Below are 26,266 nucleotides of genomic sequence, written 5' to 3' on the forward strand. Positions count from 1 at the left end.
GGCCTACGCCGGTGCGGCCGCCGCGGCGCGCTCGCGCGTGGCGAGGCCGAAAGCCACGCCCAGCGCCAGGCCGCCCAGCACGTCGATCAGCACGTGCTGGCGCACCGCCATCGTCGAATAGACGATGCCCACGGCCCAGGCCACGTTGACGGCGCGCAGCCAGGCCGGCGCTCCCACCGCCCGCAGCTGGCGCGCCAGCGCCACGCAGGTGAACACCGAGAACGACACGTGCAGCGACGGAAAGGCATTGCCCGCCGAGTCGACCATCTTGAGGAACTGCAGCGAGGTGCCGGGAGTGGTCTCGACCGCGAAGTTGGGAATCGCCGTGGGCAGGAACCAGAACACGAGCAGCGCCAGCAGCGTCATCGCCGCGCAGCCCAGCGAGAAGCCGACGAGCTCGCGCATGTCCCGGGCCAGCAGCACCGGCAGCGCGATGTAGCCCCACAGCGAGAGATACACCGGCAGCAGCCATGGCCAGAAGGCGACGAGCCCGTCGATGGGCGTGAGGGGCAGCACCCAGGCCTGGCCCGCGTTCCTCATGATCCAGAAGTACAGCGGGAAGAAGCCGAGCGTGGCGACGGTGTTGCCGACCAGCTTCAGCGGAAACAGCGTGATGCAGCGCCTCCACAGGCCCGCGAGCCATGGCGGCAGCATCGATGGAGGCGATGCTGCAGAAGACGAAGAAGAAGAGGTGGAGGACGTGGCGTCGGACGCGGGAGGTGTCATGGAAGCCCGGGCAGCGCGCCGCGCGCTACCAGGGCGTCCACTTTAATTCGCTTTTCGCCGAAGCCACCGTGCGTTCGATGAAGCGCACGCCGCGCGCGCCGTCCTCCACGCGCGGGTAGTCGGCCGCCAGCGGATCGGCCGGCCGGCCCGCGAGCCTGGCGCGGATGTCCGCCGCCACGCCCGCGTACACGTTCGCGAAGGCCTCGATGAAGCCTTCCGGGTGCCCCGCCGGCAGCCGGCTCGCGCGCTTGGCGGATTCGCACAGCCATGGCGCGCCGCGCGTGAGCACCTGCAGCGGTCCGTCGTGCGGCAGGTGCACCAGCCGGCTCGGCTGCTCCTGGTGCCATTCGAGCGTGCCCAGCGTGCCCGACACGCGCAGGCGCAGGTCGTTCTCCAGGCCGGTGTTGATCTGCGAGGCCACCAGCACGCCACGCGCGCCGCCCTCGAAGCGCAGCAGCAGGCTGCCGTCGTCGTCGAGCATGCGTCCCGGCACCAGCGCGCCGAGGTCGGCGCACAGGCTCTCGATGCGCAGGCCGGTGACGGTGGCCACCAGGTTCTCGGCATGCGAGCCGATGTCGCCGATGGCGCCCGCAGCGCCGCTGCGTGCGGGGTCGGTGCGCCAGTCGGCCTGCTTGTTGCCGCCACCGGCTTCGACATGGCTCGCGAGCCAGCCCTGGTTGTATTCGACGACGACCTTGCGCAGCTCGCCGATCAGGCCCGAGCGCACCATCTCGCGCGCCTGCCGGACCATCGGGTAGCCGGTGTAGTTGTAGGTGACGCCGAAGACCGTGCCCTTGTCCGAGACGGTGGCTACCAGCGCGTCGGCCTGCTCGCGCGTGTGCACCAGCGGCTTGTCGCACACCACGTGGAAGCCCGCTTCGGCGAAGGCCTGAGCCACCGGAAAGTGCACGTGGTTGGGCGTGACGATCGACACGAAGTCGATGCGATCGTCCTCGGGCCGCCTCAGTTCGTCGGCCAGGAGTGCCTGCCAGTCGCCGTGGTTGCGCCCGTCTGCCAGGCCGAGGTCGCGGCCCGAGGCGCGCGCTTTCTCGGGGCTGGACGAGAGCGCGCCTGCGACGAGCTCGATCTGCCCGTCGAGCGCCATGGCCTTGCGGTGCACGGCGCCGATGAAGGCGTCGCGGCCGCCGCCGACCATGGCGTAGCGCAGTTTGCGAGGGGGTGTGTCTGTCATCGATCGTCTCGGCGTTTCCGGAAACTGTTCCCTCTCCCCTTGGGGAGAGGGCTAGGGTGAGGGTGGCGGCATTTGCGCACGCACCGTTTTCGCCGGCACCGCTGGCCCTCACCCCAACCCTCTCCCCCAGGGGGAGAGGGAGCAAGGCGGGCCTGCCGCTTCAGAACATCAGAACGGCGAATTGGGGTGGTAGAAGTCCTTGGCGTTTTCCTTGGTGATGAGCACCGAAGGAATGATCGTGGTCGCCGGCAGCTTCTCGCCCTTCAGCCGCGCCTCGGCCGTGAGCTTGATCGCGTCGTAGATGAACTTGGGCGAGTAGCTCACGTCGGCCGTGATGCGCGGGTCCTTGCCGTCCATGATGGTCTTGACCATGCCTTTGGCGCCCGCGCCGCCGAAGATGATCTTGATGTCGTCGCGCTTGGCCTGCTCGACGGCCTTGAGCACGCCCACGGCCATGTCGTCGTCGGCGGCCCAGATGGCGTCGATGTTCTTGAAGCGCGTGAGGTAGTCCTGCGTGACCTTGAAGGCGTCGTCGCGGTTCCAGTTGGCGTACTTGGCATCGAGCAGCTTGATGTCGGGGCTGCTCTTGAGCACCGCGTTGAAGGCGTCCATGCGCTCGTTGTCCAGCGTGGTCGCGATGCCGCGCAGCGCCACCACGTTGCCCTTGCCGTTGAGCTGCTTCACGATGTATTCGGCCGGGATCTTGCCGAAGGCGGTGTTGTCGCCGGCCACGTACGCGTCCTGCGCGCTGGTGTCGGTGAGGCCGCGGTCCACCACCGTCACGTAGGCGCCCTTGGCCTTGACCTGGGCCACCGGCTTGGTCAGCGCGGCCGACTCGAAGGGGAACACGACCAGCGCGTTGATCTTGGTGACCGTCGAGAGGTCCTGCAGCTGGTTGGCCTGCTCGGGCGCGTTGGCGGCCGTCTTGATGGTGATCTTCAGGTCCTTGTGTTCCTTCTCCAGGTCCTTCTTCGCCTGGTTGGCCCAGTAGTTGATGCCGCCCATGAAGCTGTGCGTGGCCGCGGGAATCGAAACGCCGAGGTTGACCTTCTCCGCGGCGAGCGCGGGCAGGCTGGCGAACGCTGCGGCGGCAACCGCCGTTAGAGCGAGGCGTCGGGTGAAAGTCGTCATGCTGGATGTCTCCTTGTGGTTGATGAGGGAACGGGAACGGAAAACTGAGCCGATGACCGGTTCGCGCCACGCCGCGGAACCGGCTTCGACGGGCCGCAGGTATTGCCCCCGGCGAGGGGGCGGCGCAGCGGCACGAAGCGCGCGAAGCCTGGGGGAGAGTTCATCTCCTGCCTCTTTGGAGGAACGCCACGATGATGATCACGAAGCCCTGCACCGCCGCGTTCAGGTACACGCTGATGATGCTGGTGAGGTTCAGGATGTTGCTGATGACCGAGAGCAGGATTGCGCCCACCACCGTGCCGGTGATACTGCCCGCGCCGCCCTTGAGCGCCGTGCCGCCGACGATCACCGCCGCAATGGCTTCCAGCTCCCACAGCAGGCCGGTGGTCGGCGAGGCCGAGCCCAGCCGCGGCACGTACAGCAGCGTCGCGATGCCCACGCACACGCCGAGCAGCACGTAGGTGAGGATCTTCACGCGGTCGACGTCCACCGCCGCGTAGCGCGCCACCTGCTCGTTCGAGCCGATGGCCTGCACGTAGCGGCCGTACGCCGTGCGGTTGAGGATGAGGCCGCCCACGACGGCGACGATCACGAACACCCACACCGGCACCGGGATGCCGGCGAGGCTCGCGTAGTACACGGGCGCGTAGAGGTCGGACAGGTCGTTGTCGAGCGTGAGCGCGCCGCCGTCGGCGAAGTACGTGAGGTATGCGCGGAAGATGCCCAGCGTGCCCAGCGTCACGATGAAGGGTTCGATGCGCCCCTTGGTGATGAGCAGCCCGTGCGCCAGCCCGAACACCGCGCCGAGCACCACCGCGAGCACCGCGCCCATCACCACCGCCAGCAGCGGCGAGCCCGAGGCCGGCCCGGCCCAGTTGATGAACATGATCACGCTGCCGGCGATCAGCGCCGCCATAGAACCCACCGACAGGTCGATGCCGCCCGAGATGATCACGAAGCACATGCCCACCGCGATGATGCCGATGAAGGCCGTGCGCGTGAGCACGTTCATCGCGTTGTCGAGGGTCGCGAAGTCGCCGTTCAGCAGCGTGCCGGCGATGCACAGCAGCACCAGCCCGATGACGGGGCCGAGCCCGTGCAGGCGCTCGGTCCAGCGCGGCTTCGCCTCGCTGCGGTGCGTGGTTTCGGCGGAATCGGTAGGGGAAGCCATGTCTTATCGATTCGTTGGGGCGTGCAATTGCGACTCGGCAGCGAGCGCAGCGAAGCTCGTTCGGGGAACACCGCGGAACCGGCTTTGCCGGCCCGCTGGTGTTGCCCCCTGCAAAGGGGTTGGCGCAGCGACACGAAGTGCGCGCAGCCTGGGGGTTAGCTCATCTGGTTCCGGTGGCATGAGCGATCAGCTCCTCTTCTGTCAGATGGTCGGCGTCGAGCGTGGCGACGATGCGGCCCGCGCGCATCACTGCGACGCGGTGGCACAGGCCGATCAGCTCCATCAGCTCCGACGAGACGACGATCACCGCGAGCCCTTCGCGGGCGAGTCGCTGGATCAGGAAATAGATGTCGCGCTTGGCGCCCACGTCGACGCCGCGCGTGGGCTCGTCGAGCACCACCACCTTCGGCCTGGGCTGCAGCACCTTGGCGAGCGCGAGCTTCTGCTGGTTGCCGCCCGACAGGGACGAGGCCTTCACGTCGAGCGAACCGGTGCGGATGCCGTAGTCCTTCACCGCCTCGGCCAGCGCACCGCGCTCGGCCTCCGGCTTGAGCCAGGGTTGCGCGTAGCGCTCCAGCGCCATCAGCGTGAGGTTCTGGCGCAGGCCGAAGTCGACGTGCAGGCCCTTGCCCTTGCGGTCTTCGCTCAGGTAGGTGAGGCCGTGCCGCGCCGCATCGCGCGGGTTGCGCCAGCCCTTGCCGTGCGCGACGGGCTTGCCAAGCATCTCGACGCTGCCGCCGCTGGCGGGCCGCAGGCCGAGCAGGCCCTCGAAAAGTTCGGTGCGGCCGGCGCCGACGAGGCCCGCGAAGCCGAGGATCTCGCCGGGGCGCACCTCGAAGCTCGCGTCCTGCGCCCAGCCCGGCACGCTGAAGCCCTGCACGCGCATGGCGGGTGCGCTTGCGGTGGTCACCGGGTCGCGCGGCGGGTAGAGGTCGGCCAGCTCGCGGCCCACCATCAGGTTGGCCATCTGCTGGCGCGTGACCTCGGCCGTCGGCGCGCGCGCGACGAAGCGGCCGTCGCGCATGACGATGACATCGTCGGTCACCTGCTCCACCTCGTCGAGCTTGTGCGAGATGTAGACGATGGTCACGCCGTCGGCGCGCAGCTGCGCGATGAGCTTGAACAGGCGCTCCGTCTCGCCGGGCGTGAGCGTGGCGGTGGGCTCGTCCATCACGAGCAGACGGGCACGGCGCGCGATGGCCTTCGCGATCTCGACGAGCTGCTTCTCCGCGACGATGAGCCTGCGCACCTTGGTACGCGGGTCGATGTTCAGGCCGACCGCCGCGAGCGCGGCGGCGGCATCGCGCTCCATGGCGACGTCGTCGAGCAGCCAGCCCTTCGAGGCAGCGCCGGGCCGCTCCAAGCTTCCTTGCTCCCCTCGGGGGACGGACGGCGCGAAGCGACGGCCCAGGGGCCACATCTTCTTCTCGTGACCGAGGAAGATGTTCTGGGCCACGTTCAGGTCCTCGGCGAGGTTGAACTCCTGGTGGATCAGCACGATGCCCAGCGCCTCGGCATCGCGCGAACTCGCGAACTGCTGCGGCTGCCCGTTGATCTTCAGCGTGCCGCCGCTGGGCGACTCGTAGCCCGCGAGGATCTTCATCAACGTGGACTTGCCCGCGCCGTTTTCGCCGAGCAGGCCGTAGACGCGGCCGGGTGCGAGCGCGAAGCTCACGCCGTGCAGCACCTGCACCGGACCGAAGGCCTTCACGATGCCGTCGAACTCGACGGCGACGCTACCCTTGTCCGTCGCCTGGCTGGCGGCCGTGTCCATCATGGCGCCACCCCGCGGGCCTTCAGGGTTTCCTGCATCGCGAGCACCCCGGCGCCGATCACGCCGCCCTGCATGCCCAGCGGCGTGTACTGGATTTCCAGGTGCCGCGTCGAAAGCGCCAGCGAGCGCTGGTACACGCTCTGCCGCACGGCAGCCAGGAACAGCGGCCCGATGCGCGTGATGCCGCCGCCGATGAACACATGCGAGGGATTGAAGAAGTTGACGACCGACGCGAGCATCTGCCCGATCAGGCTGCCCGCGCGCTGGATGATCGCGTTGGCGGCCGTGTCGCCGCCCCGGCTGGCCTGGCCCACGTCGATCGCGTCGATGCGGCCGTGCTGGCGCAGCACCTCGGCCAGCGCGGCGCTCTCGCCCGCTTCCGCGGCCTGTACCGCCATGCGCGTGATCGCCGGTCCGGCGGCCATCGCCTCGACGCAGCCGAGGTTGCCGCAATGGCAGCGCGGACCCTCCTGGTCGACGCAGATGTGGCCCACGTCGCCGGCCGAACCGGCGGCGCCGCGGTACACCTCGCCGTGGCACACGATGCCGCAGCCGATGCCGGTGCCGATCTTGATGACGAGGAAGTTCTGCAGCGAGCGCCTGAGGCGCCACAGTTCGCCGAGCGCCATCAGGTTCACGTCGTTGTCGACGAAGACGGGAGCGGCGTAGTCCTCACGCAGGTAGTCGCGGATCGAGAAGCTGTCCCAGGCGGGCATCAGCGGCGGATTGACGAGCTGGCCGATCTCGAAGTTGACCGGGCCGGGCACGCCGATGCCGATGCCGAGCACGTCCTTCGCGGTGTGGCCGCAGCGCGCCAGCAGCTCGCGCATCAGCACGCGCACTCGGGCCAGCACGACTGCCGGCCCTTCGCGCACGTCGGCGGGTTCGTCGTGCTGGGCGAGCACGCTGAGGTCGGGGCGCAGCACGGCCACGTCGAGGCTGGTGGCCCCGATGTCGACGCCGACGAGCACGCCGAGCCCGGCATGCAGCTGGAGGTTTTCGGGGCGGCGCCCGCCCGAGGAGCGTTGCAGGCCGGCCTCGGCGAGCAGGCCCTGGTCGACGAGACCGGCGATCAGCCCGTTGGCCTTGCTCTTGGAAAAGCCCAGCTGCTCCGCCATGGCATGGCGCGAACCGCCGGCCGACCAGAAGGTCGTTTCCAGCAAACGCATCTCGTCCGCAGTGATGCCACTCCAGGGTGCCACGCGCCTTGTCTCCAGTGTTCTTGTCTTGCGCCAACGGCCAGGCCGCCGGGCGAAGACGAATACTAGGTGGCGGGCTTCAGCCGGACAAGGCCAAACTTCGACCTTATTTAGGTCAAAGACGGTTGCTTCCGAAGGATCGCAGGACGAAAAAAAGCCGCCTCGAGGGCGGCTTTCTTGTGCTCCGGCGAAGGGAGCTTACTTCTTCTGACGGTACTTGCGCAGCGCCGCGATCTGGGCGGCCATCACGGCCAGCTCCGACTGGGCCATCGCGATATCGATGTCGCTCTTCGCGTTCTTCAGCGCTTCTTCGGCTGCGGCCTTGGCCTGGTTGGCCTTCTCGTCGTCGAGATCCTTGCCGCGGATCGCGGTGTCGGACAGCACGGTGACGGCGTTCGGCTGCACTTCGAGGATGCCGCCGGCCACGAAGACGAACTCTTCCTTGCCGTCGGCGGTTTCGATGCGCACGGCGCCGGGGCGGATGCGCGTGATCAGCGGGGTGTGGCGCGGGAAGATGCCGAGCTCACCGGCTTCACCGGGCAGCGCGACGAACTTGGCTTCGCCCGAGAAGATCGACTCTTCCGCGCTGACCACGTCCACATGAATGGTGCCTGCCATGGTGATTCCTTCTTAAGCGACCTTCTTGGCCTTCTCGAACGCTTCGTCGATGGTGCCGACCATGTAGAACGCCTGCTCGGGCAGGTGGTCGGCTTCGCCGTTCACGATCATCTTGAAGCCGCGGATGGTTTCGGCCAGCGGCACGTACTTGCCGGGCGAGCCCGTGAACACTTCGGCCACGTGGAACGGCTGCGACAGGAAACGCTGGATCTTGCGGGCACGGGCCACGGCCAGCTTGTCTTCCGGAGCCAGTTCGTCCATGCCCAGAATGGCGATGATGTCGCGCAGTTCCTTGTAGCGCTGCAGCGTGCCCTGCACGGCGCGGGCCACGTTGTAGTGCTCTTCGCCGACCACGTTCGGGTCGAGCTGGCGCGAGGTCGAGTCCAGCGGGTCCACGGCGGGGTAGATACCCAGCGAAGCGATGTCACGCGACAGCACCACGGTGGAGTCCAGGTGGGCGAAGGTGGTGGCGGGCGACGGGTCGGTCAAGTCGTCGGCAGGCACGTACACGGCCTGGATCGAGGTGATCGAGCCGACCTTGGTCGACGTGATCCGCTCCTGCAGGCGGCCCATTTCCTCGGCCAGCGTCGGCTGGTAGCCCACTGCGGAAGGCATGCGGCCCAGCAGAGCCGACACTTCGGTACCGGCCAGCGTGTAGCGGTAGATGTTGTCCACGAAGAACAGAACGTCACGGCCTTCGTCGCGGAACGACTCGGCGATGGTCAGGCCGGTCAGCGCCACGCGCAGACGGTTGCCCGGGGGTTCGTTCATCTGGCCGTAGACCATGGACACCTTCGAGTCCTCGAGCTTCTCGAGGTTCACGACGCCCGAATCGGCCATCTCGTGATAGAAGTCGTTGCCTTCGCGGGTACGTTCGCCCACGCCTGCGAACACCGACAGACCCGAGTGAGCCTTGGCGATGTTGTTGATGAGTTCCATCATGTTCACGGTCTTGCCCACGCCGGCGCCGCCGAACAGACCCACCTTGCCGCCCTTGGCGAACGGGCAGACCAAGTCGATCACCTTGATGCCGGTTTCCAGCAGGTCCTGCGAGGGCGACAGTTCGTCGTATGCGGGAGCCTTGCGGTGGATCGAAGCGGTGAGCTCCTGGCCCACGTCGCCGCGCTCGTCGATCGGACGGCCGAGCACGTCCATGATGCGGCCGAGGGTGGCCTTGCCGACCGGCACGGTGATGGGAGCGCCGGTGTTGGTCACGATCAGGCCGCGACGCAGACCGTCGGACGAGCCCAGTGCAATGGTGCGCACCACGCCGTCGCCGAGCTGCTGCTGAACTTCGAGGGTCAGCCCGCCGCCTTCGAACTTCAAGGCGTCGTAGACCTTGGGCATCTGGTCACGCGGGAACTCCACGTCGACCACGGCGCCGATACATTGGACAATTTTTCCTTCAGCCATGGCGTTTCCTTCTGGATGGATCTCAATAAATTTGCGACAGGTTCTTGCAGAAGCGTCCTGCTGCCAAAACGGGCCGCTTGTGCAAGAAAGCCGGACGGGCCGGCATCCTTGAATTTCTCTTTGCCTTGCAGTCTTCGCTGTCTAGTTCTTCATCAGCACTTCATGGCCGTCGCCTGAGCGGCGAAGGCGTCCGAAGCGGCCTTGCAGGCCTGGCCCAGGGCGGCCTTGTCGGCGCCCATCGAAGCCCAGGTGGCCTTCGTCTGATCGAGGCTTGCCTTCATGGCGTCGGCAGCTGCACCGCTTTGCGAAGCGACGCAGGTCTGGACCTTCGCCAGGTAGTCGTTGCATTCCTGCGGCAGGTCGGCGGAGGCCGTCGGCGCTGCGGCGGGAGCTGCCGCCGGCGCTGCTGCAGGAGCAGGCGCGGGAGCCGGAGCGGGCGCAGCAGGTGCAGCGGCGGGAGCAGCCGGTGCAGGTGCAGGCGCCTCTTCCTTCTTGGAGCAGGCGGTCAGTGCGGCGGCAACGGCCACCAGAGCAAGCATCTTCTTCATTTTGCGCAGAGTCCCCTAAATAAAGGCCTTGGGTTACCGGGGACGCGAAACGCCCCCGATCAGCAACGCGGCCTGTTGCATTGCTTCAATCAAACGCCTGCGGCAGCGGCCGCGCCGGACACGATTTCCGACAGTTCCTTCGTGATGCCGGCCTGGCGGGTCTTGTTGTAGACCAGCTTCAGCTCGTTGATCACGTTGCCTGCGTTGTCGGTCGCGGCCTTCATGGCCACCATGCGCGCCGAGTGCTCGGACGCCATGTTCTCGGCCACGGCCTGGTAGACCAGCGATTCCACGTAGCGCACCAGCAGCTCGTCGATCACGCTCTGTGCATCGGGCTCGTAGATGTAGTCCCACGAGTGATGCGCCGGATCGGCCTGCAGCGTCTCGGCCTTCAGCGGCAGCAGCTGCTCCACCATCGGCTCCTGCTTGATGGTGTTGATGAACTTCGTGTAGCACAGGTACACCGCGGACAGCTTGCCTTCGGCGTAGGCGTCCAGCAGCGTCTTGACCGGCCCGATGAGCTTGTCCAGATGCGGCGTGTCGCCCAGCTGCGTCACATGGGCCACCACGCGCGCGCCGATGCGGTTCAGGAAACCCAGCCCCTTGTTGCCGATGGCGACCGACTCGACCACGTTGCCCGCTGCTTGCGCTTCGCGCAGCTTGCCGGTGACGGCACGCAGCAGGTTGGTGTTCAAGCCGCCGCACAGGCCCTTGTCGCTGGTCACGATGATGAAGCCGACGCCCTTGGCGTCGCTCGTCTTCATGAAAGCGTGGGTGTACTCCGGGTTCGCCTTGCCGAGGTTGGCTGCGATGTTGCGGATCTTTTCGCTGTAGGGGCGAGCGGCGCGCATGCGATCCTGCGCCTTGCGCATCTTGGAAACCGAGACCATTTCCATGGCCTTGGTGATCTTCTTGGTGTTTTCCACCGATTTGATCTTGCCGCGGATTTCCTTACCAGCTGCCATGAGAGCTCCTTCTTGCGTCGGTCAAGGCGTCGATCAGGCGAACGACTTCTTGAACGCGGTGACGGCTGCCAGCAGTTCGGCTTCCGATTCCTTGTCCAGAGCCTTGGCCTTCTCGATCTTGTCGAGCAGCGCGGCGTGGCTGGACTTCAGGAACTGGTGCAGGCCGTGCTCGAAAGGCAGCACCTGCTTGATCTCGAGGTCGTCCATGAAGCCCTTGTTCACGGCGAACAGCGACGCACCCATCAGCGAGATCGGCAGCGGGCTGTATTGCGGCTGCTTCAGCAGTTCGGTCACGCGGGCACCGCGGTCGAGCTGCTTGCGGGTGGCTTCGTCGAGGTCGGAAGCGAACTGCGCGAACGCAGCCAGTTCACGGTACTGGGCCAGGTCGGTACGGATACCGCCCGACAGGCTCTTGATGATCTTCGTCTGGGCCGACGAACCCACGCGCGACACCGAGATACCGGCGTTGATGGCGGGGCGGATACCTGCGTTGAACAGGTTGGTTTCCAGGAAGATCTGGCCGTCGGTGATCGAGATCACGTTGGTCGGAACGAAGGCGGACACGTCGCCGGCCTGCGTTTCGATGATCGGCAGTGCGGTCAGCGAACCGGTCTTGCCCTTGACTTCACCCTTGGTGAAGGCTTCGACGTAGTCGGCGTTCACGCGGGCTGCGCGCTCGAGCAGACGGCTGTGGAGGTAGAACACGTCGCCGGGGTAGGCTTCGCGGCCCGGGGGACGGCGCAGCAGCAGCGACACCTGGCGGTAGGCGACGGCCTGCTTCGACAGGTCGTCATAGACGATCAGCGCGTCTTCGCCGCGGTCGCGGAAGTATTCGCCCATCGTGCAGCCCGAGTAGGCCGCGACGTATTGCATGGCTGCCGATTCGGAAGCGGATGCCGCGACCACGATCGTGTAGTCCATGGCGCCAGCTTGTTCCAGGGCGCGCACCACGTTCTTGATCGACGAAGCCTTCTGGCCGATCGCGACGTAGACGCAGGTCATGTTCTGACCCTTCTGGTTGATGATCGCGTCGATCGCCACGGCCGTCTTGCCGGTCTGGCGGTCGCCGATGATCAGCTCGCGCTGGCCGCGGCCCACGGGCACCATCGAGTCGATGGACTTCAGGCCGGTCTGCATCGGCTGGTCGACCGACTTGCGGGCGATCACGCCCGGTGCGACCTTCTCGATCACGTCCGTCATCTTGGCGTTGACCGGACCCTTGCCGTCGATCGGCTGGCCCAGGGCGTTCACCACGCGGCCGACGAGCTCGGGGCCCACCGGCACTTCCAGGATGCGGCCCGTGCACTTGACGGTGTCGCCTTCGGAGATGTGCTCGTACTCGCCCAGAATCACGGCGCCCACCGAGTCGCGCTCGAGGTTCAGTGCCAGGCCGAACGACGGGACGCCGTCGGCAGTGGCGGGGAACTCCAGCATTTCGCCCTGCATCGCGTCGGACAGGCCGTGGATGCGCACGATGCCGTCGGTCACCGACACCACGGTGCCTTCGTTGCGGATGTTGGCGCTGACCCCGAGGCCCTCGATGCGGCTCTTGATCAGCTCGGAAATTTCTGCGGGATTGAGTTGCATGACTCTTTCCTTCTTTCTTTGTAAGGGGCCGGGAGCCGTCAGGCCACCAGCGCAACTTTCATTTGTTCAAGGCGCGCTTTGACGGAGGTGTCGAGCACCTCGTCGCCGACCACCACACGGATGCCGCCGATCAGTTCAGGCTCTTGGCGAACCGTGACCTGGAGCTTGCGACCGAAGCGCTTCTCGAGCGCGGCAGACACATTGGCCAATGCAGCGTCCTCGATCGGGAAGGCGCTGTAGACCACTGCGTCGGACGAGCCGCTTTGCGCGTTGGCGAGTGCCCGGAACTGCTTCGCAATTTCCGGCAGCACCGAAAAGCGCCCGTTCTCGAGGAGTGCGGACAGGAAGTTCTGGGCAGGAGCGGCCAGCGGTGCACCGAATGCACCGGCGACCACGCCGATTACCTGTTCGGCCGTGGCCTTGGGGTTGTCGGCGAACTGCTGGAGCTCCGGATTGGCCGCGATGGCGGCAATCTTTTCGAGCCAGGCGCTGGTTCCGGCCACGTCGGACGACGATGCCTTGAAGAGCGCCTCGGCGTAGGGGCGTGCGATGGTGGCGAGTTCTGCCATGGCTTCTATCAGAGTTCGGTCTGCAGACGGGCGAGCAAATCGGCGTGAACGCCCGCATTCACTTCCTTGCGCAGGATCTGCTCTGCGCCCTTGACTGCCAGTGCCGCCACCTGCTCGCGCAGGGCTTCACGGGCCTTCAGTGCCTGCTGTTCGGCTTCAGCGCGTGCGGCTGCAACGATCTTGTTGCCTTCCTCGGTCGCGCGGGCCTTGGCCTCTTCAACGATGGCCTGGGCGCGACGTTCGGCGTCGGCAAGACGTTGTGCGGACTCGTTGCGGGCCTGGCCCAGCTCGGCTTCCACGCGCTTGTTGGCGGCGGACAGCTCGGACTTGGCCTTGTCGGCTGCAGCGAGGCCTTCGGCGATCTTCGCAGCGCGTTCGTCAAGCGCCTTCGCGATCGGCGGCCACACGTACTTCATCGTGAACCCGACCAGGATCAGGAACACGATCATCTGAACGATCAGGGTACCGGTAATGCTCACTTTTCACCCTCTCTATGGGATTGAATCGAAGCCATTCGCTAGCAGGGCCAGGGAACGACGACGCAGGTCCGACGAGAAAGACTTACTTCGGCAGGTTGGCGATTTGCGACAGGAACGGGTTGGCCGTTGCGAACCACAGGGCGATACCGGTGCCGATAATGAACGCGGCGTCGATCAGACCGGCCAGCAGGAACATCTTGGTTTGGAGTTCACCCATGAGTTCGGGCTGACGTGCGGCCGACTCGAGGTACTTGCTGCCCATGATGCCGATGCCGATACATGCGCCCACAGCGCCCAGACCGATGATCAGGCCGGCGGCCAGTGCAACAAAGCTAATAACTTCCATGATGACTCCTAGAGGACTTTGGTTGAAGAGAAAAACAAAAACAAGAACGAAAGCAACTGATCAGTGGTGATCGTGGGCCTGGCCGATGTAGACCAGCGCCAGCATCATGAACACGAAGGCCTGCAACGTGATGATCAGGATGTGGAAGATGGCCCAGGCCGTGCCCGCGATGATGTGGCCGATGGCCAGGCCGATGCCGGTGGCCGACAGCGACCAGGCACCGCCCATCAGGGCGATCAGCAGGAAGATCAGTTCGCCGGCGTACATGTTGCCGAACAGCCGCATGCCGTGCGAGACGGTCTTGGCGACGAACTCGATCAGCTGCATGGCGAAGTTGAAGGGGTACAGCGCCCAGTGGTTGCCGAAGGGTGCGGTGAACAGCTCGTGCACCCAGCCGCCCAGGCCCTTGATCTTGACGTTGTAGTAGAGGCAGACCAGCAGCACGGCGACCGACATGCCCATCGTCACCGAGAGGTCGGCGGTGGGCACGACGCGCAGGTAGGCGTGGTGCGGGTCTTCACCGGCGAGATGGAAGATCTTGGCCCAGATCGCCGGGAACAAATCGACCGGGAACAGGTCCATTGCGTTCAGCAGGAAAATCCACACGAAGATCGTGAGCGCCAGCGGGGCCACGAACTTGCGGCTGGTGGCGTTGTGGACGATGCCCTTGGCCTGCTGGTCGACCATTTCGACGAGCAGTTCGACAGCCGCTTGAAAACGGCCAGGAACACCCGAAGTGGCCTTGCGGGCAGCCAGCCAGAGCAGCCAGCAACCCAGGATGCCGAGCGTGATCGAGAAGAAGAGAGAGTCGAAGTTGAAAACCGAGAAGTCGGCCACACCTCCAGGCTTGGAGCTTTGCAGGTGCGTCAAATGGTGAATGATGTATTCACCAGCGGTCTGACCATGTTCCGCAGCGTTTTCAGCAGCCATTCGGTTACTCGTCTCTCAGTTTCCGGCGCCGGGGCGAGAACATCACCGCCAACCAGGCCGCCTTCATTGTCACCACCAGGCCGACCAGCATTGCTGGCCAGCTCAGCGCCGTAATCAGCCTCGGCGCGGCGATCAGCATCGCCACGGACAAGGCCATCTTGACCATTTCCCACAGGAAGAATCCGAACACCGCAGCGCCCGGATTCAGGGAGGAAAACCGGCCGGTCAGCCCCCGCGCGAAAACCGCCGACGGGACAACCACCGCGATCGCGCCGTAAGCGGCGGACCACCCCAGATTTTGCCTCCCCGTCAGTCCCCAGGCAGCCAGAGCCACCACCAGACCGACAACCAACTGACCCGCGATCACCCGCCACGGGGAGATCGATGGGTTCTTTGCTCGCAGCTCACGCGCCTCGTCGGCGGTCAGCGGCTTGAATTCTGCGTCGAGTCCTTCAGGGGCCTCCGAGTCATGACGGGCGATTGTTTTCATTTCGAATGAAGCCCGGATGACGACCCAGAATTTCTACAAAGCCATTGATTATAAGTAAAAACCCAGCCTGTCCCGCCACCTGTGGTGTCGCACACGCAAAACGGCGCCGCATTCCCTGACCGGAGCCCGACGTGGCGTGCGCAACCATAATTCCGGCATGCACCCTATCACCGACGCCCTCCCCGCCACGCTTTGTTACCTCGATGGCGAATACACCGCACTGCGCGACGCGAAGATCAGCGTCCTCGACCGCGGCTTCATTTTCGGCGACGGTGTGTACGAATACGTCCCCGTCTACCTCGGACAGCCCTTCTGTTTCGAGGAGCACATGGCCCGCCTCGACCGCTCCCTCGCCGAGCTTCAGATCGAGAACCCGCTGTCGCTCGCACAGTGGCGCGAGATCGTGATGCGCCTGGTGGCACCCGCTGGCGAGGCGCCGCAGTCGGTGTACTTCCAGGTGACGCGCGGCGTGGCACCGCGTGACCATGCGATGGTTCGTGGCCTGCGCCCCACGGTGTTCGTGATGGTGAACCCGCTGCCACCCATCTCCGACGCCGTCCGCGCCAAGGGCGTGGCCTGCGTCACCGCGGCCGACTTCCGCTGGCAGAAGGCGCACATCAAGAGCACCAGCCTGCTGGGCGCCGTGCTCGCGCGTCAGATCAGCGTGGAGGCCGGCGCAGCCGAAACCATCATGTTCCGCGACGGCTGGCTCAGCGAGGCTTCGTCGAGCAACGTGTGGATCGTGAAGGACGGCAAGCTGATGGGCCCGCCCAAGAACAACCTCGTGCTCACCGGCATCCGCTACGGCCTCTTCGAGCGCATGAGCAGGACGCTCGGCATTCCGTTCGAGCTGCGCCCCATCTCGCGCGAGGAAGTGTTCGCCGCCGACGAAGTGCTGATCTCCTCGGCCAGCAAGGAGCTGCTGCCGGTCGTCACGCTCGACGGCAGGCCTATTGGCAATGGCCGCCCCGGCCCCATCTACGAGAGCTTGTACCAGGCCTACCAGGAGGCCAAGGTACACAACGCGCGCAAGCAGCAAGAGCAGAAACACGGAGCCCCGGCATGACCGACAGCAACACCCCCGCCACCGAAACCACCTCGATCCCCGATCCGCGCAAGGAATCGCTGATCGAGTACCCCTCGCAGTTCCCGATCAAGGTGATGGGCGCCAAGGTCGACGGGTTCGTGCACGCCGTCACGCAGATCGCCGAACGCTTCGACCCGACCTTCGACGCCACCACCGTCGAGCTGCGCGACAGCAAGGCCGGCAACTACCTCGGCGTGACCATCACCGTCACGGCCACCAGCCGCGAGCAACTCGACGACCTGTATCGCGCGCTGTCCTCGCACCCGATGGTCAAGGTCGTGCTTTGAGCTGCAAGCCGTTCGCGCGGCAGGCCACGCAATGACAGACACAGCCGCCATCTCCGTTCCGGCCGTCGAGCCGGTCGCGCTGGGCCGCGTCGACTACGCCGACACCTTCGCGGCGATGAAGCAGTTCACGCTCGAGCGCATGCCCGAGACGCCCGATGCGCTATGGATTTGCGAGCACGATCCGGTCTTCACGCAAGGCATCGCGGGCAAGCAGGACCACATCCTGAACCCCGGCGCCATCCCCGTCGTGCAGACCGACCGGGGCGGCCAGGTCACCTTCCACGGCCCCGGCCAAGTGGTGGCCTATCCGCTGATCGACCTGCGGCGCGCGGGCTACTTCGTCAAGGAGTACGTCTACCGCATCGAGGAATCGGTGCTGCGCACGCTGGCGCACTTCGGCGTCACGGGCCACCGCGTGGCGGGCGCGCCGGGCATCTACGTGCGGCTGGACGACCCGTTCTCGCACGCGGCGCTGACCGGCCCCATGCCCGCGGCGGACCCGTTCCGCGGGCTCGGCAAGATCGCGGCGCTGGGTATCAAGGTGAGCCGGCACGCCACCTATCACGGTGTGGCGCTCAACGTGCGGATGGACCTCGAACCCTTCTCGCGCATCAACCCTTGCGGCTACGCGGGGCTGCAGACGGTCGATCTTTCTACAATCGGCATCCAAACCACATGGGAAGAAGCCGCCTCGGTGCTGGGCCAGAAGCTCTGCACCTTCCTGGCGCCTTGACACACCAATGAGCACCACCGAAGTCGTCCCCGCACCCGTAGTGAGAGAGGCCCAGAGCGCCGAAACCTACAACCCCCTGGCCAAGCAGAAGGCAGCGGCCAAGCTGTCACGCATTCCCGTCAAGGTGGTGCAAAGCGGCGAAGTGCTCAAGAAGCCCGACTGGATCCGCGTCAAGGCCGGCAGCCCCACCACCCGTTTCTACGAGATCAAGCAGATCCTGCGCGAGAGCAACCTGCACACCGTCTGCGAAGAGGCCTCCTGCCCCAACATCGGCGAATGCTTCGGCAAGGGCACGGCCACCTTCATGATCATGGGCGACAAGTGCACGCGCCGCTGCCCGTTCTGCGACGTGGGCCACGGCCGCCCCGATCCGCTCGACAAGGACGAGCCGATCAACCTCGCGAAGACCATCGCCAAGCTGCGCCTGAAGTACGTGGTGATCACCAGCGTCGACCGCGACGACCTGCGCGACGGCGGCAGCCAGCACTTCGTCGACTGCATCAGGAACATCCGCGAGCTCTCGCCCACCACGCAGATCGAGATCCTCGTGCCCGACTTCCGCGGCCGCGACGACCGCGCCCTCGAGATCCTCAAGGCCGCGCCGCCGGACGTGATGAACCACAACCTGGAAACCGCGCCGCGCCTCTACAAGGAAGCGCGCCCCGGCAGCGACTACCAGTTCAGCCTGAACCTGCTCAAGAAGTTCAAGGCGCTGCACCCCAGCGTGCCGACCAAGAGCGGCATCATGGTCGGCCTGGGCGAGACTGACGAAGAAATCCTGCAGGTCATGCGCGACATGCGCGCCCACGACATCGACATGCTGACCATCGGCCAGTACCTGTCGCCGTCGGGCTCGCACCTGCCGGTGCGCCGCTACGTGCACCCCGACACCTTCAAGATGTTCGAGGAAGAAGCCTACAAGATGGGCTTCAGCCATGCGGCGGTGGGTGCGATGGTGCGGTCGAGCTATCACGCGGACCAGCAGGCAGGACACGTTCTGGCCGGCGGCGCGCCGGCGCTCGATTGACCCTTCCGGAGGCCGTCTCCAACCCGGACTCCACGAAGTCCGGCAAGCCCCTGCACATCCTGCTGGCGATGTGCTACCTGCTGCACCGCACGGGCGCGGAGATGTTCACGCGCGACCTGGCGATGTGGCTGCGCCGCCGCGGGCACGCCGTCACGATCTTCGCGACGGCTTTCGGCGACATGGCGAACGAACTGCGCTTCGCCTCCATCGCCTGCGTCACGGACCTGGCCGACATGGCAACGCGGCCGGATGCGATCGTCGGCAGCACGCACCAGGAGACGGTGCGTGCCTTGATGCACTTCCACGACGTACCGGTCATCACGATCTGCCACGACCGTAGCGACGATCATGGGCGACCCGCGCAGTTCGCGCAGGTCGCGCGCCATGTGGCGGTCGACGAGAACTGTGCGGAGCGGCTGGTGCACGAATTCGGCATCGCGCGCGAACGCATCGAGCTGATACAGAACGGCGTCGACCTTGCGCGCTTTCCCAGGCGAGGTGAACTGCCCACCAAACCCCGGACGGCGCTGGTCTTCAGCAACTATGCCTCGCACGACTCGCAGCTGGAGGAAATCCGCGCCGCCTGCGTGCAGCGCGGCCTCTCGCTGGACGTGATCGGCAGCGGCACGGGCAATCACCTGCCCGATCCGGCCGAGGCGCTCGGACGCTACGACATCGTCTTCGGCAAGGGCCGCTGCGCGACCGAGGCGCTGTGCACCGGCAATGCGGTGGTAGTTCTCGACCCGGTCTGGGGCATGGGAGAAATGGTGACGGCGGCGAACGTTGCCCATTCACGCCGCTGGAATTTCGGCCGGGCATTGCTCGTGCGGCCCATCACGCGCGAAACCGTGGGCGCCGAACTCGACCGTTACGACTCGCAGGACGCAGCCCATGCCGCGAGCTGGATGCGTGCCACGGGCGGGCTGGATGTCACGCTCGGTGCACTCGAAGACTGCGTGCGGAGCGCGGTGCTGCAGCACCCTGTGATCGAAGTGCCCGCGGGCCAGCGGACGGAGGAGGCTTCGCGCTACGTGGCGGACTGGATCCGCCGCGGGTATCCGTCGGCAGCGCATGTGAACATCGCGTCGCTGCATCAGCATGTTGCGGGGCTGCAGCAGTCCTTCAACGAACATCAACACATGTACCAGGCGCGGATCGAACAGCTTGAAGCTCAAGCCATGCGACAGCAGGCCGAGACCCGGCTGCAGATAGAGCAGGCGCGCGCCGACGCGGACGCGCGCATCTCGGAAGCCGAGCACAAGACCCATCAGGCACGCGCCGAACTCGCGCAACTCCAGGCGCAGCTGCGCGAGGTCTACGCCAGCCGTTCATGGCGCGTGACGAAGCCGCTGCGCCGGATATCGACCCTCGTGCAATCCAACGCCCCTCGCTCATGAAATCGCTGGTGATCGCCGCACATTCTGGCCACGAGCTGCTGCTGTGGAAGTGGCTGCGCAACGAACGGCCCGACTTCGTGGTGCTGACCAATGGCGCCGGGTCCTCCGGCGTTCCGCGGCTCGAACCCACGGTGGACAACCTCGCGCGCGCAGGTGCCAACTGGATACCCGGCGTCGTGCAGCCTGTTGCGGATGCCGACATCTACCGCTCGCTGCTCGAAGGCGACACCGGCCTTTTCGCACGATGGGTCGAAGCGTTGACCACGCACGTCGTCGATCAAGGCATCGAATGCATCGTTGCCGACGAGGCCGAGGACTACAACCCGTCGCACGACTTGTGCCGCCTGCTGGCCAACCAGGTCGCCGCGCGCGCAACGGCGCGCGGCCGGACGGTGACCTCGTTCGGCTACCCCACGGTGGGGCATCCGAGTCCGCCGGCACGCCTTGATTGCGAGCGCCACGTCGTGGTCGAGCTCGACGAACGCGAGCTGCAGGCCAAGCTCGATGACATGCACGGCTACGCGCGCAGCTTCGGCGGCCAGCTCGAAAAGGAGCTGGCCGGCTTCATCGCCGAGTTCGGCGCCCGGGCCTATGGCCGCGAATGCCTGTTCGCCGCCCAGCCCACGCGCTACGAGCAATCGCAGCCGCCCGCGACCAAGCCGGCCTTCGAGATCTTCGGCGAGGAGCGCGTGGCTGCGGGCGTCTACAAGCACGTGATCCGGGGCACCCACCTGCAGGCCGTGGCAGACAGGCTGCGCGGCCTGGTGCACTGACACGACAGTCCCTGCCGACGCCTCGATGACCTTCACCACGCTTGCCAGCGACGACAGCGTCGCAGCCATTGCCACCGATGCGGCGGGCGCGCTCGACGACGCCGCACTGTCCCACGCAGTGATCGGCCTCGGCCGCTTCGGCTGCGTGCACGCGCGGAAGCTGCTGGCGCTCGACGGATTCCGGTTGGCCGCGCTGGTGGACTGCTCGGCGTCGGCCCGAGTTGCCGACGAACTTGCCAAGCTGCCGCTGATGTCCGGGCTTGAGGAACTGCCGCCAGGCATCGAATCGGCCACCATCGCCGCCAACGACGAGGCGCATGCCGGTCTCGCGCTTGCACTGATGCGCAGGGGCTGTCACGTCCTCGTCGAAAAGCCGCTTTGCGTGGACCGGCGCGACGGCCTGCTGATGATCCAGTCCGCACATCAATGCGGCGTCACGCTGGCCACCGGCCACATCGAGCGGTTCAACCCGGTGTTCGACGCCGCGATGCTCGGTCGGCTGCGAAATGCGATGACGAGCCACCGCCAGGGCTCGGTCCCGTTCATGCGATTCAGCCGCTGTTCGACCCGCGTCGCTTCGGCCAAGGAGAGCGTGCTCGACCTGATGGTGCACGACCTGGACCTGTTCGCCTGGCTTTGCGCCGTTCCATCCGAGGCGCCACTGGAAGTGCTCGAGCGGCACGTCGGCGGGCAGAGCGTGCGCGCTCGCGTTCGGCTGGGGACGCTGATTGCCGAGTTCGAAAGCGGGTACGGCGGCTCGGCGAGCGCCCGACTGCAGTTTTTCGAAGGAGGCCGGGAGCATCAGCTCGACCTGCGCGACGACGCGCGTGCTCAAGGGCATGCCGACGACGCGCTGGCGCGCCAGTACCGGGCCTTCAGGCAAGCCATCCTGGGCCGACCCAGCCGCATTGCCTCAGGCGCCGACGGTCTCGCGGCAGTGACGCGGGCCTGCCAGGTGCTGCGGGCATGAAGATCCCGTTGTTCCGGCCCGCCGCATCTTGCGAGCCAGAGGCAACGCGGCTGTCGGAAGCATTGGCAGCGGTACTGCGTAGCGGCACCTACATCCTGGGCCCGCAGGTCAAGGACTTCGAGGCTCGCCTTTCGGGCCTGCTCGACGGCCGTGAGACTGTGGCGGTGGGGTCGGGCTCCGAGGCCCTACTGCTGGCCTTCAAGAGCCTGGGCGTCGGAAGCGCGGGCGGGGGTGACGCGCTCGACGAGGTGCTGCTGCCCGCTTACACCTTCGTCGCATGCGCGGAGGCAGTGATCGCCGCCGGCGCGCGGCCGGTCTTCGTCGACAGCGCGCCTGGCGACTTCCTGCCTGCTCTCGCCGGCTTCCGCAATGCCCGCACTCCACGCACGCGCGCAATCCTCGCGGTCGGCCTCTTCGGCGACGCAAGCAGCCTGCCCGAGTTGGCCGCCTACTGCAGCGACGAGAGCCTGCTGCTGGTCGAGGACGTGGCGCAATGCCTCGGTGCCCATGCCTCCGACGGCACGCGCACCGGCAACGCCGGCACCTGGGGCGATGCCGCGGCGATGAGCTTCTATCCCACCAAGACGCTGGGCGCGGCCGGCGATGCCGGGGCACTGGCCTTCAGGAACCCGGAACACGCGCGCAAGGCACGGCTGCTGCGCAACCACGGCTACGACGACGGCCTGCACCGCTGCCTGGGCCACAACAGCCGCATGGACGAGCTGCAAGCCTGCCTGCTCAATGCCGTGATGGACGGGTTCGCGCAGCACATCGCACGGCGTCGCGAAATCGCCGCGCGCTACCTCTCGGCCTGGGCGGATCTGCCGCTGCACCTGCCTCCGGCTACGGCCGGCCACGCGTGGAACTACTTCGTGGTCGGACTCGGCAATTCGGGCGAACGTGCGTCCTTCGCGACGCGGATGGCCGAAGCCGGTGTCGCGACCCGGGTCTACTACGAGCAGCCGCTTCACCATCACGAGGCGCTGCGGCCCTGGCACGGCGGCGTCAGCCTGCCGCATGCCGAGCGGCTGGCCGCGTGCTCGATCGCACTGCCGCTCTATCCGACGCTTGGCGAGGACGAGGTCGAGTACGTCATCGACGCGGTGCGCCAGGCCGTGCTGGATCCAGCGAGCTGAAACGGCCTAGCCAGGCCGAGCCGAGTGAGCGACTCACCCGCGCGTCGCGTTCTCCTTCATCTTCGCCAGCGCGATGGCGATCGCGGCGCCGCCCAGCGTCTTGATCAGCCCCGAGTGCTGCGCATAGAACTGGCTCACCTCGTCGATCACGCCCGCGTGCTGCTGCTCGGCGTGCGTGGCGATCTCGGTCACCTGCGCGGGCGAGAGCTGCGAGGCCTGGTCGGGCGTGATCTGCGTCTGGCCCGGCTGCAGCATGCGTCCGAGCACGCCGCCCGCCAGCGCCGAGGCGGCCGCCGGCCCGAGCGTGGCCAGGATCTGGTTGAGCACGCCCGCCTGCTGGGCCGGCGAGGACTGGCCGAAGAGCTGGCCCACGGTGTCGCCGAAAGGCGGCGTCTGGTCCGAGCGCATCGCGGCGGCGAGCCCTGCGCCCAGTTCGCCGGGCGAGGCATGCTGCGCGACCTGGTCGAGGTGGGCCTCGGCGTTGTTGTTGCCGATGGCCTGCTGGAGGATGTCGAGTAAGCCCATGGAGAACTCCTTGTCTGTGGTGAAGGCGGGAGCGCCCGCCTCAGCGGCTCACGAGGTGCCAGACCCCCAGCAGCACGGCTGCGCCGACCACCGAGGCGATGAAGCCGGCTCCCGCGCCCGCTGAATACCAGCCCATGGCCTGCCCCGCATAGGTGGCGACCAGCGAGCCCGCGATGCCGAGCACCGCCGTGAGGATGAACCCCATCGAGTTGTTGCCTGGCAGCACGGCGCGGGCCAGAAGCCCGGCGATGAAGCCGATCAGAATCGTCCAGATGATGTGCACGGTAGCTCCCTGTTGGTGACAGCAAGCGCCGCCGCTGCTTGGCGGACAGCGCCCGGGGATCGTGTTCCCGCGTTCCTGAGCGCCAACTGACGGCGCGCCGTCCTGCCGCCGCGCGGTCGCCAAGGCGCTGGCTGGAAGCGGGAGCATTTCGCTATCCTGCCGGCTGGCCAAGAAGAAGGAAGAGATGACTTTGCAAACGCACCCTGACGTCCAAGCCGCCATGGAACGCAGTTTCGGCGCCATTGCCGACCTGGTCCGCCTCCACGCAAGACACACGCCCGGCCACGCTGCGCTGTCGGACGCGAACCGCACGCTGGACTACCGCTCGCTCGACGCGCTGATGGACCGCGTCGCGGCCAGCCTGCAGCGCGACGGGCTCAAGGCCGGCGACGCGATCGCGATCTGTGCCTCGTCGTCGGTGAACTACGCGGCCGTGTTCCTGGGCGCGCTGCGCGCGGGCGTCGCGGTGGCACCGCTGGCCCCCGGCTCCGCTCCCGCGAGCCTAGCGCGCATGATCGAGGATGCCGATGCGCGCATCCTCTTCAGCGACGCATCGGCGGCCGAGGTGATCGGCCCCGCGAAGGAAGGCGGCATCGCGCGCGTGGCGCTCGACGGCTCGCAGGTCGGCCGCGGCATCGACGAATGGCTGGCGCCTGCCGGTGCGCGGCCCGAGCCCGTCGATGTGCAGCCGGGCTGGGCCTTCAATATCATCTATTCGTCGGGCACCACGGGCGAGCCCAAGGGCATCGTGCAGGGCCATGGCATGCGCTGGGCCCACGTGCAGCGCGGCGCGAAGTACGAGTACGGGCCCGACTCGGTCACGCTGCTGTCGACGCCGCTGTACTCCAACACCACGCTGGTGGTGTTCTTCCCCACGCTGGCCTTCGGCGGCTGCGTGGTGCTGATGCCCAAGTTCGACGCGCTGGGCTACCTGCAGCTGGCGCAGCAGCGCCGCGTGACGCACACCATGCTCGTGCCGGTGCAGTACCAGCGGCTGATGGCGCATCCGCGCTTCGACGAGCACGACCTGTCTTCGTACAAGCACAAGTTCAGCACCAGCGCGCCCTTCGGCGCCGCGCTGAAGGCCGACGTGCTCAAACGCTGGCCCGGCGGGCTGGTCGAGTTCTACGGCATGACCGAGGGCGGCGGCACCTGCATCCTGGAGGCGCACCTGAATCCCACGAAGCTGCACACCGTGGGCCGGCCCGCCGAGGGCAGCGACATCCGCCTGATCGACGAGGAAGGCAACGAGCTGCCGCGCGGCGACACCGAGGTGGCCGGCGAAGTGGTGGGCCACTCGGCCGGCATGATGACCGGCTACCACCGCCAGCCCGCGAAGACGCGAGAGGCCGAGTGGTTCGATGCCACCGGCAAGCGCTTCATCCGCACCGGCGACGTGGGCCGCTTCGATGCCGACGGCTTCCTGACGCTGTTCGACCGCAAGAAGGACATGATCATCAGCGGCGGCTTCAACATCTACCCGAGCGACCTCGAGGCCGTGCTGCGCGGCCATTCGGCGGTGGCCGACGTGGCTGTCGTGGGCGTGCCTTCGGAGCAGTGGGGCGAGACGCCCGCCGCCTTCGTGGTGCGCCGCGAGGGCGACGCCACGAGCGAAGAGGAGTTGCTGCAGTGGGCCAATGCCCAGGTCGGCAAGACACAGCGCCTGGCGCGCCTCGCCTTCATCGACGAGCTGCCGCGCAGCGCGATCGGCAAGGTGCTCAAGCGCGAGCTGCGTGAACTCGCCGTCCGCTGACACCGGCGCGGCCGCAGCGCCCGACCACGGCGGCGGCGGCAACGGCCTGCTGTGGGTGCTGGTCGCCGTGGCGGTGCTGTTCGCGTTCCTGCACCCGCGCGCGCCCATGGACTGGCTGCGCCTGGTCGACTGGCAGACCGTCGGCGCGCTCGCCGGCCTGCTGGCCATCACCCAGGGCGTCGAGAAAAGCGGCATGCTGCAGGCCACCGCCCAGCGCCTGCTCGCCCGCACCCACAACCAGCGCAGCCTCGCGATGCTGCTGACGGCCAGTGCGGCCTTTCTATCCGCGCTGGTCACCAACGACGTGAGCCTGTTCCTGCTGGTGCCGCTCACGCGCGTGCTCGCCACCCAGGCGCACCTGCCGCTGGCGCGGCTGGTGGTGCTGCAGGCGCTCGCGGTGAACGCGGGCTCGGCCCTCACGCCCATCGGCAATCCGCAGAACCTCTACCTCTGGCACCGCTCCGGCGAGGGCTTCGTCGCCTTCATGGGGATGATGGGCCCGACGGTCGCGGTGATGCTGTTCTGGGTCTTCGTGGCGGTGTGGCTGCTGGTGCCGCGCACGCCGATCGAGCTCAAGCCGCAGGCCGAGGCCGCGCCGGTGCAGCCGCGCATGCTGGCGCTGTCGGGGCTGCTGTTCATCGGCTTCGTGATCGCACTCGACCGGCACTGGCTGCTCGCGGGCCTGGGCGTGGTGTTCGGCGTGTTCCTGGTGAGCTATCCGCGCGTGCTGCGCGGCATCGACTGGGCGCTGCTGGCGATCATCGCGCTGATGTTCGTGGACCTGCGCCAGCTCGCGCAGCTGCCCGCGGTGGTGGCGCTGCTGGGCCACTGGCCGATCACCGAGGGCTGGCGCGCGTACCTCGCGGCGATCGTCACCTCGCAGTTCATCAGCAACGTGCCGGCCGCGATCCTGCTGGACGGCCACGTGCGCGACCTGCCCGCGCTGGCGGCCGGGGTGAGCGTGGGCGGCTTCGGCTGCGTGCTGGGCTCGCTGGCCAACCTGATCGCGCTGCGGCTGGCGAAGCTGCCCCGTGGGCTGAGCGAGTTCCATCGCATCAGCATTCCGTTCCTGGTCGTCTGCGCAGCATCGGCGCTGCTGCTGCGGCTGGGGTGACAGCGGCGGTGCGGCGTCGGACAATCGCGTTCTCCCTTCCCGC

The 26,266-nt window shown here is 67.0% G+C and carries 28 protein-coding genes; 10 read left to right on the forward strand and 18 right to left on the reverse strand.

The features are described 5' to 3' along the window. Positions 1–3: 3 nt before the first annotated feature. From G369_RS0129265 to G369_RS0129340, 16 genes are all read right to left on the reverse strand, one after another. Positions 4–726, reverse strand: a complete 723-nt coding sequence (locus tag G369_RS0129265) for a phosphatase PAP2 family protein (protein WP_051127664.1) — start codon at positions 724–726, stop codon at positions 4–6. Positions 727–751: 25 nt separating this feature from the next. Beyond that, positions 752–1,918, reverse strand: a complete 1,167-nt coding sequence (locus G369_RS0129270; protein ID WP_019657629.1) for a Gfo/Idh/MocA family protein — start codon at positions 1,916–1,918, stop codon at positions 752–754. Between the two features lie 168 nt (positions 1,919–2,086). Beyond that, positions 2,087–3,049 (reverse strand): substrate-binding domain-containing protein, encoded by a 963-nt coding sequence (locus G369_RS0129275; protein ID WP_019657630.1) that lies wholly within the window; start codon positions 3,047–3,049, stop codon positions 2,087–2,089. Between the two features lie 160 nt (positions 3,050–3,209). Further along, the gene (locus G369_RS0129280; protein ID WP_019657631.1) at positions 3,210–4,220 is read right to left on the reverse strand and encodes an ABC transporter permease; all 1,011 of its coding nucleotides are present in this window, start codon (positions 4,218–4,220) and stop codon (positions 3,210–3,212) included. Between the two features lie 160 nt (positions 4,221–4,380). Further along, positions 4,381–5,994 (reverse strand): sugar ABC transporter ATP-binding protein, encoded by a 1,614-nt coding sequence (locus G369_RS0129285; protein WP_019657632.1) that lies wholly within the window; start codon positions 5,992–5,994, stop codon positions 4,381–4,383. Continuing rightward, the gene (locus G369_RS0129290; protein WP_019657633.1) at positions 5,994–7,163 is read right to left on the reverse strand and encodes an ROK family protein; all 1,170 of its coding nucleotides are present in this window, start codon (positions 7,161–7,163) and stop codon (positions 5,994–5,996) included. Before G369_RS0129290 ends, G369_RS0129285 begins: the two co-directional genes overlap by 1 nt. Before the next feature lie 228 nt (positions 7,164–7,391). Beyond that, positions 7,392–7,811, reverse strand: coding sequence for a F0F1 ATP synthase subunit epsilon (locus tag G369_RS0129295; protein WP_019657634.1), 420 nt, complete (start codon positions 7,809–7,811; stop codon positions 7,392–7,394). A 12-nt stretch (positions 7,812–7,823) separates the two neighbouring features. Then, positions 7,824–9,224, reverse strand: a complete 1,401-nt coding sequence (gene atpD / locus G369_RS0129300) for a F0F1 ATP synthase subunit beta (protein WP_019657635.1) — start codon at positions 9,222–9,224, stop codon at positions 7,824–7,826. Positions 9,225–9,376: 152 nt separating this feature from the next. After that, a complete protein-coding gene (locus G369_RS0129305; protein ID WP_019657636.1) occupies positions 9,377–9,772 on the reverse strand; it encodes a hypothetical protein in 396 nt (131 codons plus the stop codon). Between the two features lie 89 nt (positions 9,773–9,861). Next, positions 9,862–10,737: a F0F1 ATP synthase subunit gamma gene (gene atpG, locus G369_RS0129310; RefSeq protein WP_019657637.1), complete on the reverse strand. Its 876-nt coding sequence runs from the start codon at positions 10,735–10,737 to the stop codon at positions 9,862–9,864. A 33-nt stretch (positions 10,738–10,770) separates the two neighbouring features. After that, positions 10,771–12,324, reverse strand: coding sequence for a F0F1 ATP synthase subunit alpha (gene atpA / locus G369_RS0129315; RefSeq protein WP_019657638.1), 1,554 nt, complete (start codon positions 12,322–12,324; stop codon positions 10,771–10,773). A 38-nt stretch (positions 12,325–12,362) separates the two neighbouring features. Next, positions 12,363–12,893: a F0F1 ATP synthase subunit delta gene (locus tag G369_RS0129320; protein WP_019657639.1), complete on the reverse strand. Its 531-nt coding sequence runs from the start codon at positions 12,891–12,893 to the stop codon at positions 12,363–12,365. Between the two features lie 8 nt (positions 12,894–12,901). Continuing rightward, a complete protein-coding gene (locus tag G369_RS0129325) occupies positions 12,902–13,372 on the reverse strand; it encodes a F0F1 ATP synthase subunit B (protein WP_019657640.1) in 471 nt (156 codons plus the stop codon). Between the two features lie 82 nt (positions 13,373–13,454). Then, entirely contained in the window at positions 13,455–13,718 is a 264-nt protein-coding gene (atpE, locus tag G369_RS0129330) for a F0F1 ATP synthase subunit C (RefSeq protein WP_019657641.1), read from the reverse strand. Between the two features lie 60 nt (positions 13,719–13,778). Then, positions 13,779–14,648, reverse strand: coding sequence for a F0F1 ATP synthase subunit A (gene atpB, locus G369_RS0129335; protein WP_019657642.1), 870 nt, complete (start codon positions 14,646–14,648; stop codon positions 13,779–13,781). A 4-nt stretch (positions 14,649–14,652) separates the two neighbouring features. Continuing rightward, the gene (locus tag G369_RS0129340) at positions 14,653–15,138 is read right to left on the reverse strand and encodes an ATP synthase subunit I (protein WP_019657643.1); all 486 of its coding nucleotides are present in this window, start codon (positions 15,136–15,138) and stop codon (positions 14,653–14,655) included. Positions 15,139–15,295: 157 nt separating this feature from the next. Here G369_RS0129340 and G369_RS0129345 point away from each other — a divergent pair, with 157 nt between their 5' ends. From G369_RS0129345 to G369_RS0129380, 8 genes are read left to right on the forward strand one after another with little or no spacing between them, the layout of a single operon-like run. Further along, entirely contained in the window at positions 15,296–16,204 is a 909-nt protein-coding gene (locus tag G369_RS0129345) for a D-amino acid aminotransferase (RefSeq protein ID WP_019657644.1), read from the forward strand. Beyond that, on the forward strand, positions 16,201–16,512 hold the full coding sequence (locus G369_RS0129350; RefSeq protein ID WP_019657645.1) for a YbeD family protein: 312 nt from the start codon (positions 16,201–16,203) through the stop codon (positions 16,510–16,512). The genes G369_RS0129345 and G369_RS0129350 overlap by 4 nt, the downstream gene beginning before the upstream one ends. 31 nt (positions 16,513–16,543) lie before the next feature. Beyond that, the gene (gene lipB, locus G369_RS0129355; RefSeq protein ID WP_019657646.1) at positions 16,544–17,245 is read left to right on the forward strand and encodes a lipoyl(octanoyl) transferase LipB; all 702 of its coding nucleotides are present in this window, start codon (positions 16,544–16,546) and stop codon (positions 17,243–17,245) included. A 7-nt stretch (positions 17,246–17,252) separates the two neighbouring features. Continuing rightward, positions 17,253–18,272, forward strand: a complete 1,020-nt coding sequence (gene lipA / locus G369_RS0129360; RefSeq protein WP_019657647.1) for a lipoyl synthase — start codon at positions 17,253–17,255, stop codon at positions 18,270–18,272. Next, entirely contained in the window at positions 18,269–19,669 is a 1,401-nt protein-coding gene (locus G369_RS0129365) for a glycosyltransferase family 4 protein (RefSeq protein ID WP_019657648.1), read from the forward strand. Before lipA ends, G369_RS0129365 begins: the two co-directional genes overlap by 4 nt. Further along, positions 19,666–20,442: a hypothetical protein gene (locus G369_RS0129370; RefSeq protein ID WP_019657649.1), complete on the forward strand. Its 777-nt coding sequence runs from the start codon at positions 19,666–19,668 to the stop codon at positions 20,440–20,442. Before G369_RS0129365 ends, G369_RS0129370 begins: the two co-directional genes overlap by 4 nt. Positions 20,443–20,467: 25 nt before the next feature. Continuing rightward, on the forward strand, positions 20,468–21,412 hold the full coding sequence (locus G369_RS0129375) for a Gfo/Idh/MocA family protein (RefSeq protein WP_019657650.1): 945 nt from the start codon (positions 20,468–20,470) through the stop codon (positions 21,410–21,412). Next, positions 21,409–22,548: a DegT/DnrJ/EryC1/StrS family aminotransferase gene (locus tag G369_RS0129380; RefSeq protein ID WP_026346738.1), complete on the forward strand. Its 1,140-nt coding sequence runs from the start codon at positions 21,409–21,411 to the stop codon at positions 22,546–22,548. The genes G369_RS0129375 and G369_RS0129380 overlap by 4 nt, the downstream gene beginning before the upstream one ends. Positions 22,549–22,581: 33 nt before the next feature. Here the strand turns inward: G369_RS0129380 and G369_RS0129385 are convergent, their stop codons facing one another. Both G369_RS0129385 and G369_RS0129390 read right to left on the reverse strand, forming a co-directional pair. Beyond that, positions 22,582–23,073, reverse strand: a complete 492-nt coding sequence (locus G369_RS0129385) for a hypothetical protein (RefSeq protein WP_019657652.1) — start codon at positions 23,071–23,073, stop codon at positions 22,582–22,584. Between the two features lie 40 nt (positions 23,074–23,113). After that, positions 23,114–23,356 carry a GlsB/YeaQ/YmgE family stress response membrane protein gene (locus G369_RS0129390; RefSeq protein WP_019657653.1) on the reverse strand — a complete coding sequence of 81 codons (243 nt, stop codon included), beginning with the start codon at positions 23,354–23,356 and terminating at the stop codon, positions 23,114–23,116. A 220-nt stretch (positions 23,357–23,576) separates the two neighbouring features. Between G369_RS0129390 and G369_RS0129395 the strand changes: the two genes are divergently transcribed. Then, entirely contained in the window at positions 23,577–25,109 is a 1,533-nt protein-coding gene (locus tag G369_RS0129395) for a class I adenylate-forming enzyme family protein (protein WP_019657654.1), read from the forward strand. Beyond that, positions 25,090–26,223, forward strand: coding sequence for an SLC13 family permease (locus G369_RS0129400; protein ID WP_019657655.1), 1,134 nt, complete (start codon positions 25,090–25,092; stop codon positions 26,221–26,223). The genes G369_RS0129395 and G369_RS0129400 overlap by 20 nt, the downstream gene beginning before the upstream one ends. The last annotated feature ends 43 nt before the right edge of the window (positions 26,224–26,266 follow it).

The sequence above is a fragment of the Variovorax atrisoli 110B genome (assembly GCF_000382045.1).
GTDB lineage: Bacteria > Pseudomonadota > Gammaproteobacteria > Burkholderiales > Burkholderiaceae_C > Variovorax > Variovorax atrisoli.

Coding starts and splice junctions, on each gene's coding strand:
- G369_RS0129340 (WP_019657643.1), bottom strand. CDS start 15,138: ATGAAAACAATCGCCCGTCATGACTCGGAGGCCCCTGAAGGACTCGAC.
- G369_RS0129290 (WP_019657633.1), bottom strand. CDS start 7,163: ATGCGTTTGCTGGAAACGACCTTCTGGTCGGCCGGCGGTTCGCGCCAT.
- G369_RS0129320 (WP_019657639.1), bottom strand. CDS start 12,893: ATGGCAGAACTCGCCACCATCGCACGCCCCTACGCCGAGGCGCTCTTC.
- atpD (WP_019657635.1), bottom strand. CDS start 9,224: ATGGCTGAAGGAAAAATTGTCCAATGTATCGGCGCCGTGGTCGACGTG.
- atpG (WP_019657637.1), bottom strand. CDS start 10,737: ATGGCAGCTGGTAAGGAAATCCGCGGCAAGATCAAATCGGTGGAAAAC.
- G369_RS0129385 (WP_019657652.1), bottom strand. CDS start 23,073: ATGGGCTTACTCGACATCCTCCAGCAGGCCATCGGCAACAACAACGCC.
- G369_RS0129395 (WP_019657654.1), top strand. CDS start 23,577: ATGGAACGCAGTTTCGGCGCCATTGCCGACCTGGTCCGCCTCCACGCA.
- G369_RS0129280 (WP_019657631.1), bottom strand. CDS start 4,220: ATGGCTTCCCCTACCGATTCCGCCGAAACCACGCACCGCAGCGAGGCG.
- G369_RS0129345 (WP_019657644.1), top strand. CDS start 15,296: ATGCACCCTATCACCGACGCCCTCCCCGCCACGCTTTGTTACCTCGAT.
- atpB (WP_019657642.1), bottom strand. CDS start 14,648: ATGGCTGCTGAAAACGCTGCGGAACATGGTCAGACCGCTGGTGAATAC.
- G369_RS0129265 (WP_051127664.1), bottom strand. CDS start 726: ATGACACCTCCCGCGTCCGACGCCACGTCCTCCACCTCTTCTTCTTCG.
- G369_RS0129350 (WP_019657645.1), top strand. CDS start 16,201: ATGACCGACAGCAACACCCCCGCCACCGAAACCACCTCGATCCCCGAT.
- G369_RS0129305 (WP_019657636.1), bottom strand. CDS start 9,772: ATGAAGAAGATGCTTGCTCTGGTGGCCGTTGCCGCCGCACTGACCGCC.
- atpE (WP_019657641.1), bottom strand. CDS start 13,718: ATGGAAGTTATTAGCTTTGTTGCACTGGCCGCCGGCCTGATCATCGGT.
- G369_RS0129375 (WP_019657650.1), top strand. CDS start 20,468: ATGACCTTCACCACGCTTGCCAGCGACGACAGCGTCGCAGCCATTGCC.
- G369_RS0129370 (WP_019657649.1), top strand. CDS start 19,666: ATGAAATCGCTGGTGATCGCCGCACATTCTGGCCACGAGCTGCTGCTG.
- G369_RS0129270 (WP_019657629.1), bottom strand. CDS start 1,918: ATGACAGACACACCCCCTCGCAAACTGCGCTACGCCATGGTCGGCGGC.
- G369_RS0129380 (WP_026346738.1), top strand. CDS start 21,409: ATGAAGATCCCGTTGTTCCGGCCCGCCGCATCTTGCGAGCCAGAGGCA.
- G369_RS0129285 (WP_019657632.1), bottom strand. CDS start 5,994: ATGGACACGGCCGCCAGCCAGGCGACGGACAAGGGTAGCGTCGCCGTC.
- lipA (WP_019657647.1), top strand. CDS start 17,253: ATGAGCACCACCGAAGTCGTCCCCGCACCCGTAGTGAGAGAGGCCCAG.
- G369_RS0129295 (WP_019657634.1), bottom strand. CDS start 7,811: ATGGCAGGCACCATTCATGTGGACGTGGTCAGCGCGGAAGAGTCGATC.
- atpA (WP_019657638.1), bottom strand. CDS start 12,324: ATGCAACTCAATCCCGCAGAAATTTCCGAGCTGATCAAGAGCCGCATC.
- G369_RS0129275 (WP_019657630.1), bottom strand. CDS start 3,049: ATGACGACTTTCACCCGACGCCTCGCTCTAACGGCGGTTGCCGCCGCA.
- lipB (WP_019657646.1), top strand. CDS start 16,544: ATGACAGACACAGCCGCCATCTCCGTTCCGGCCGTCGAGCCGGTCGCG.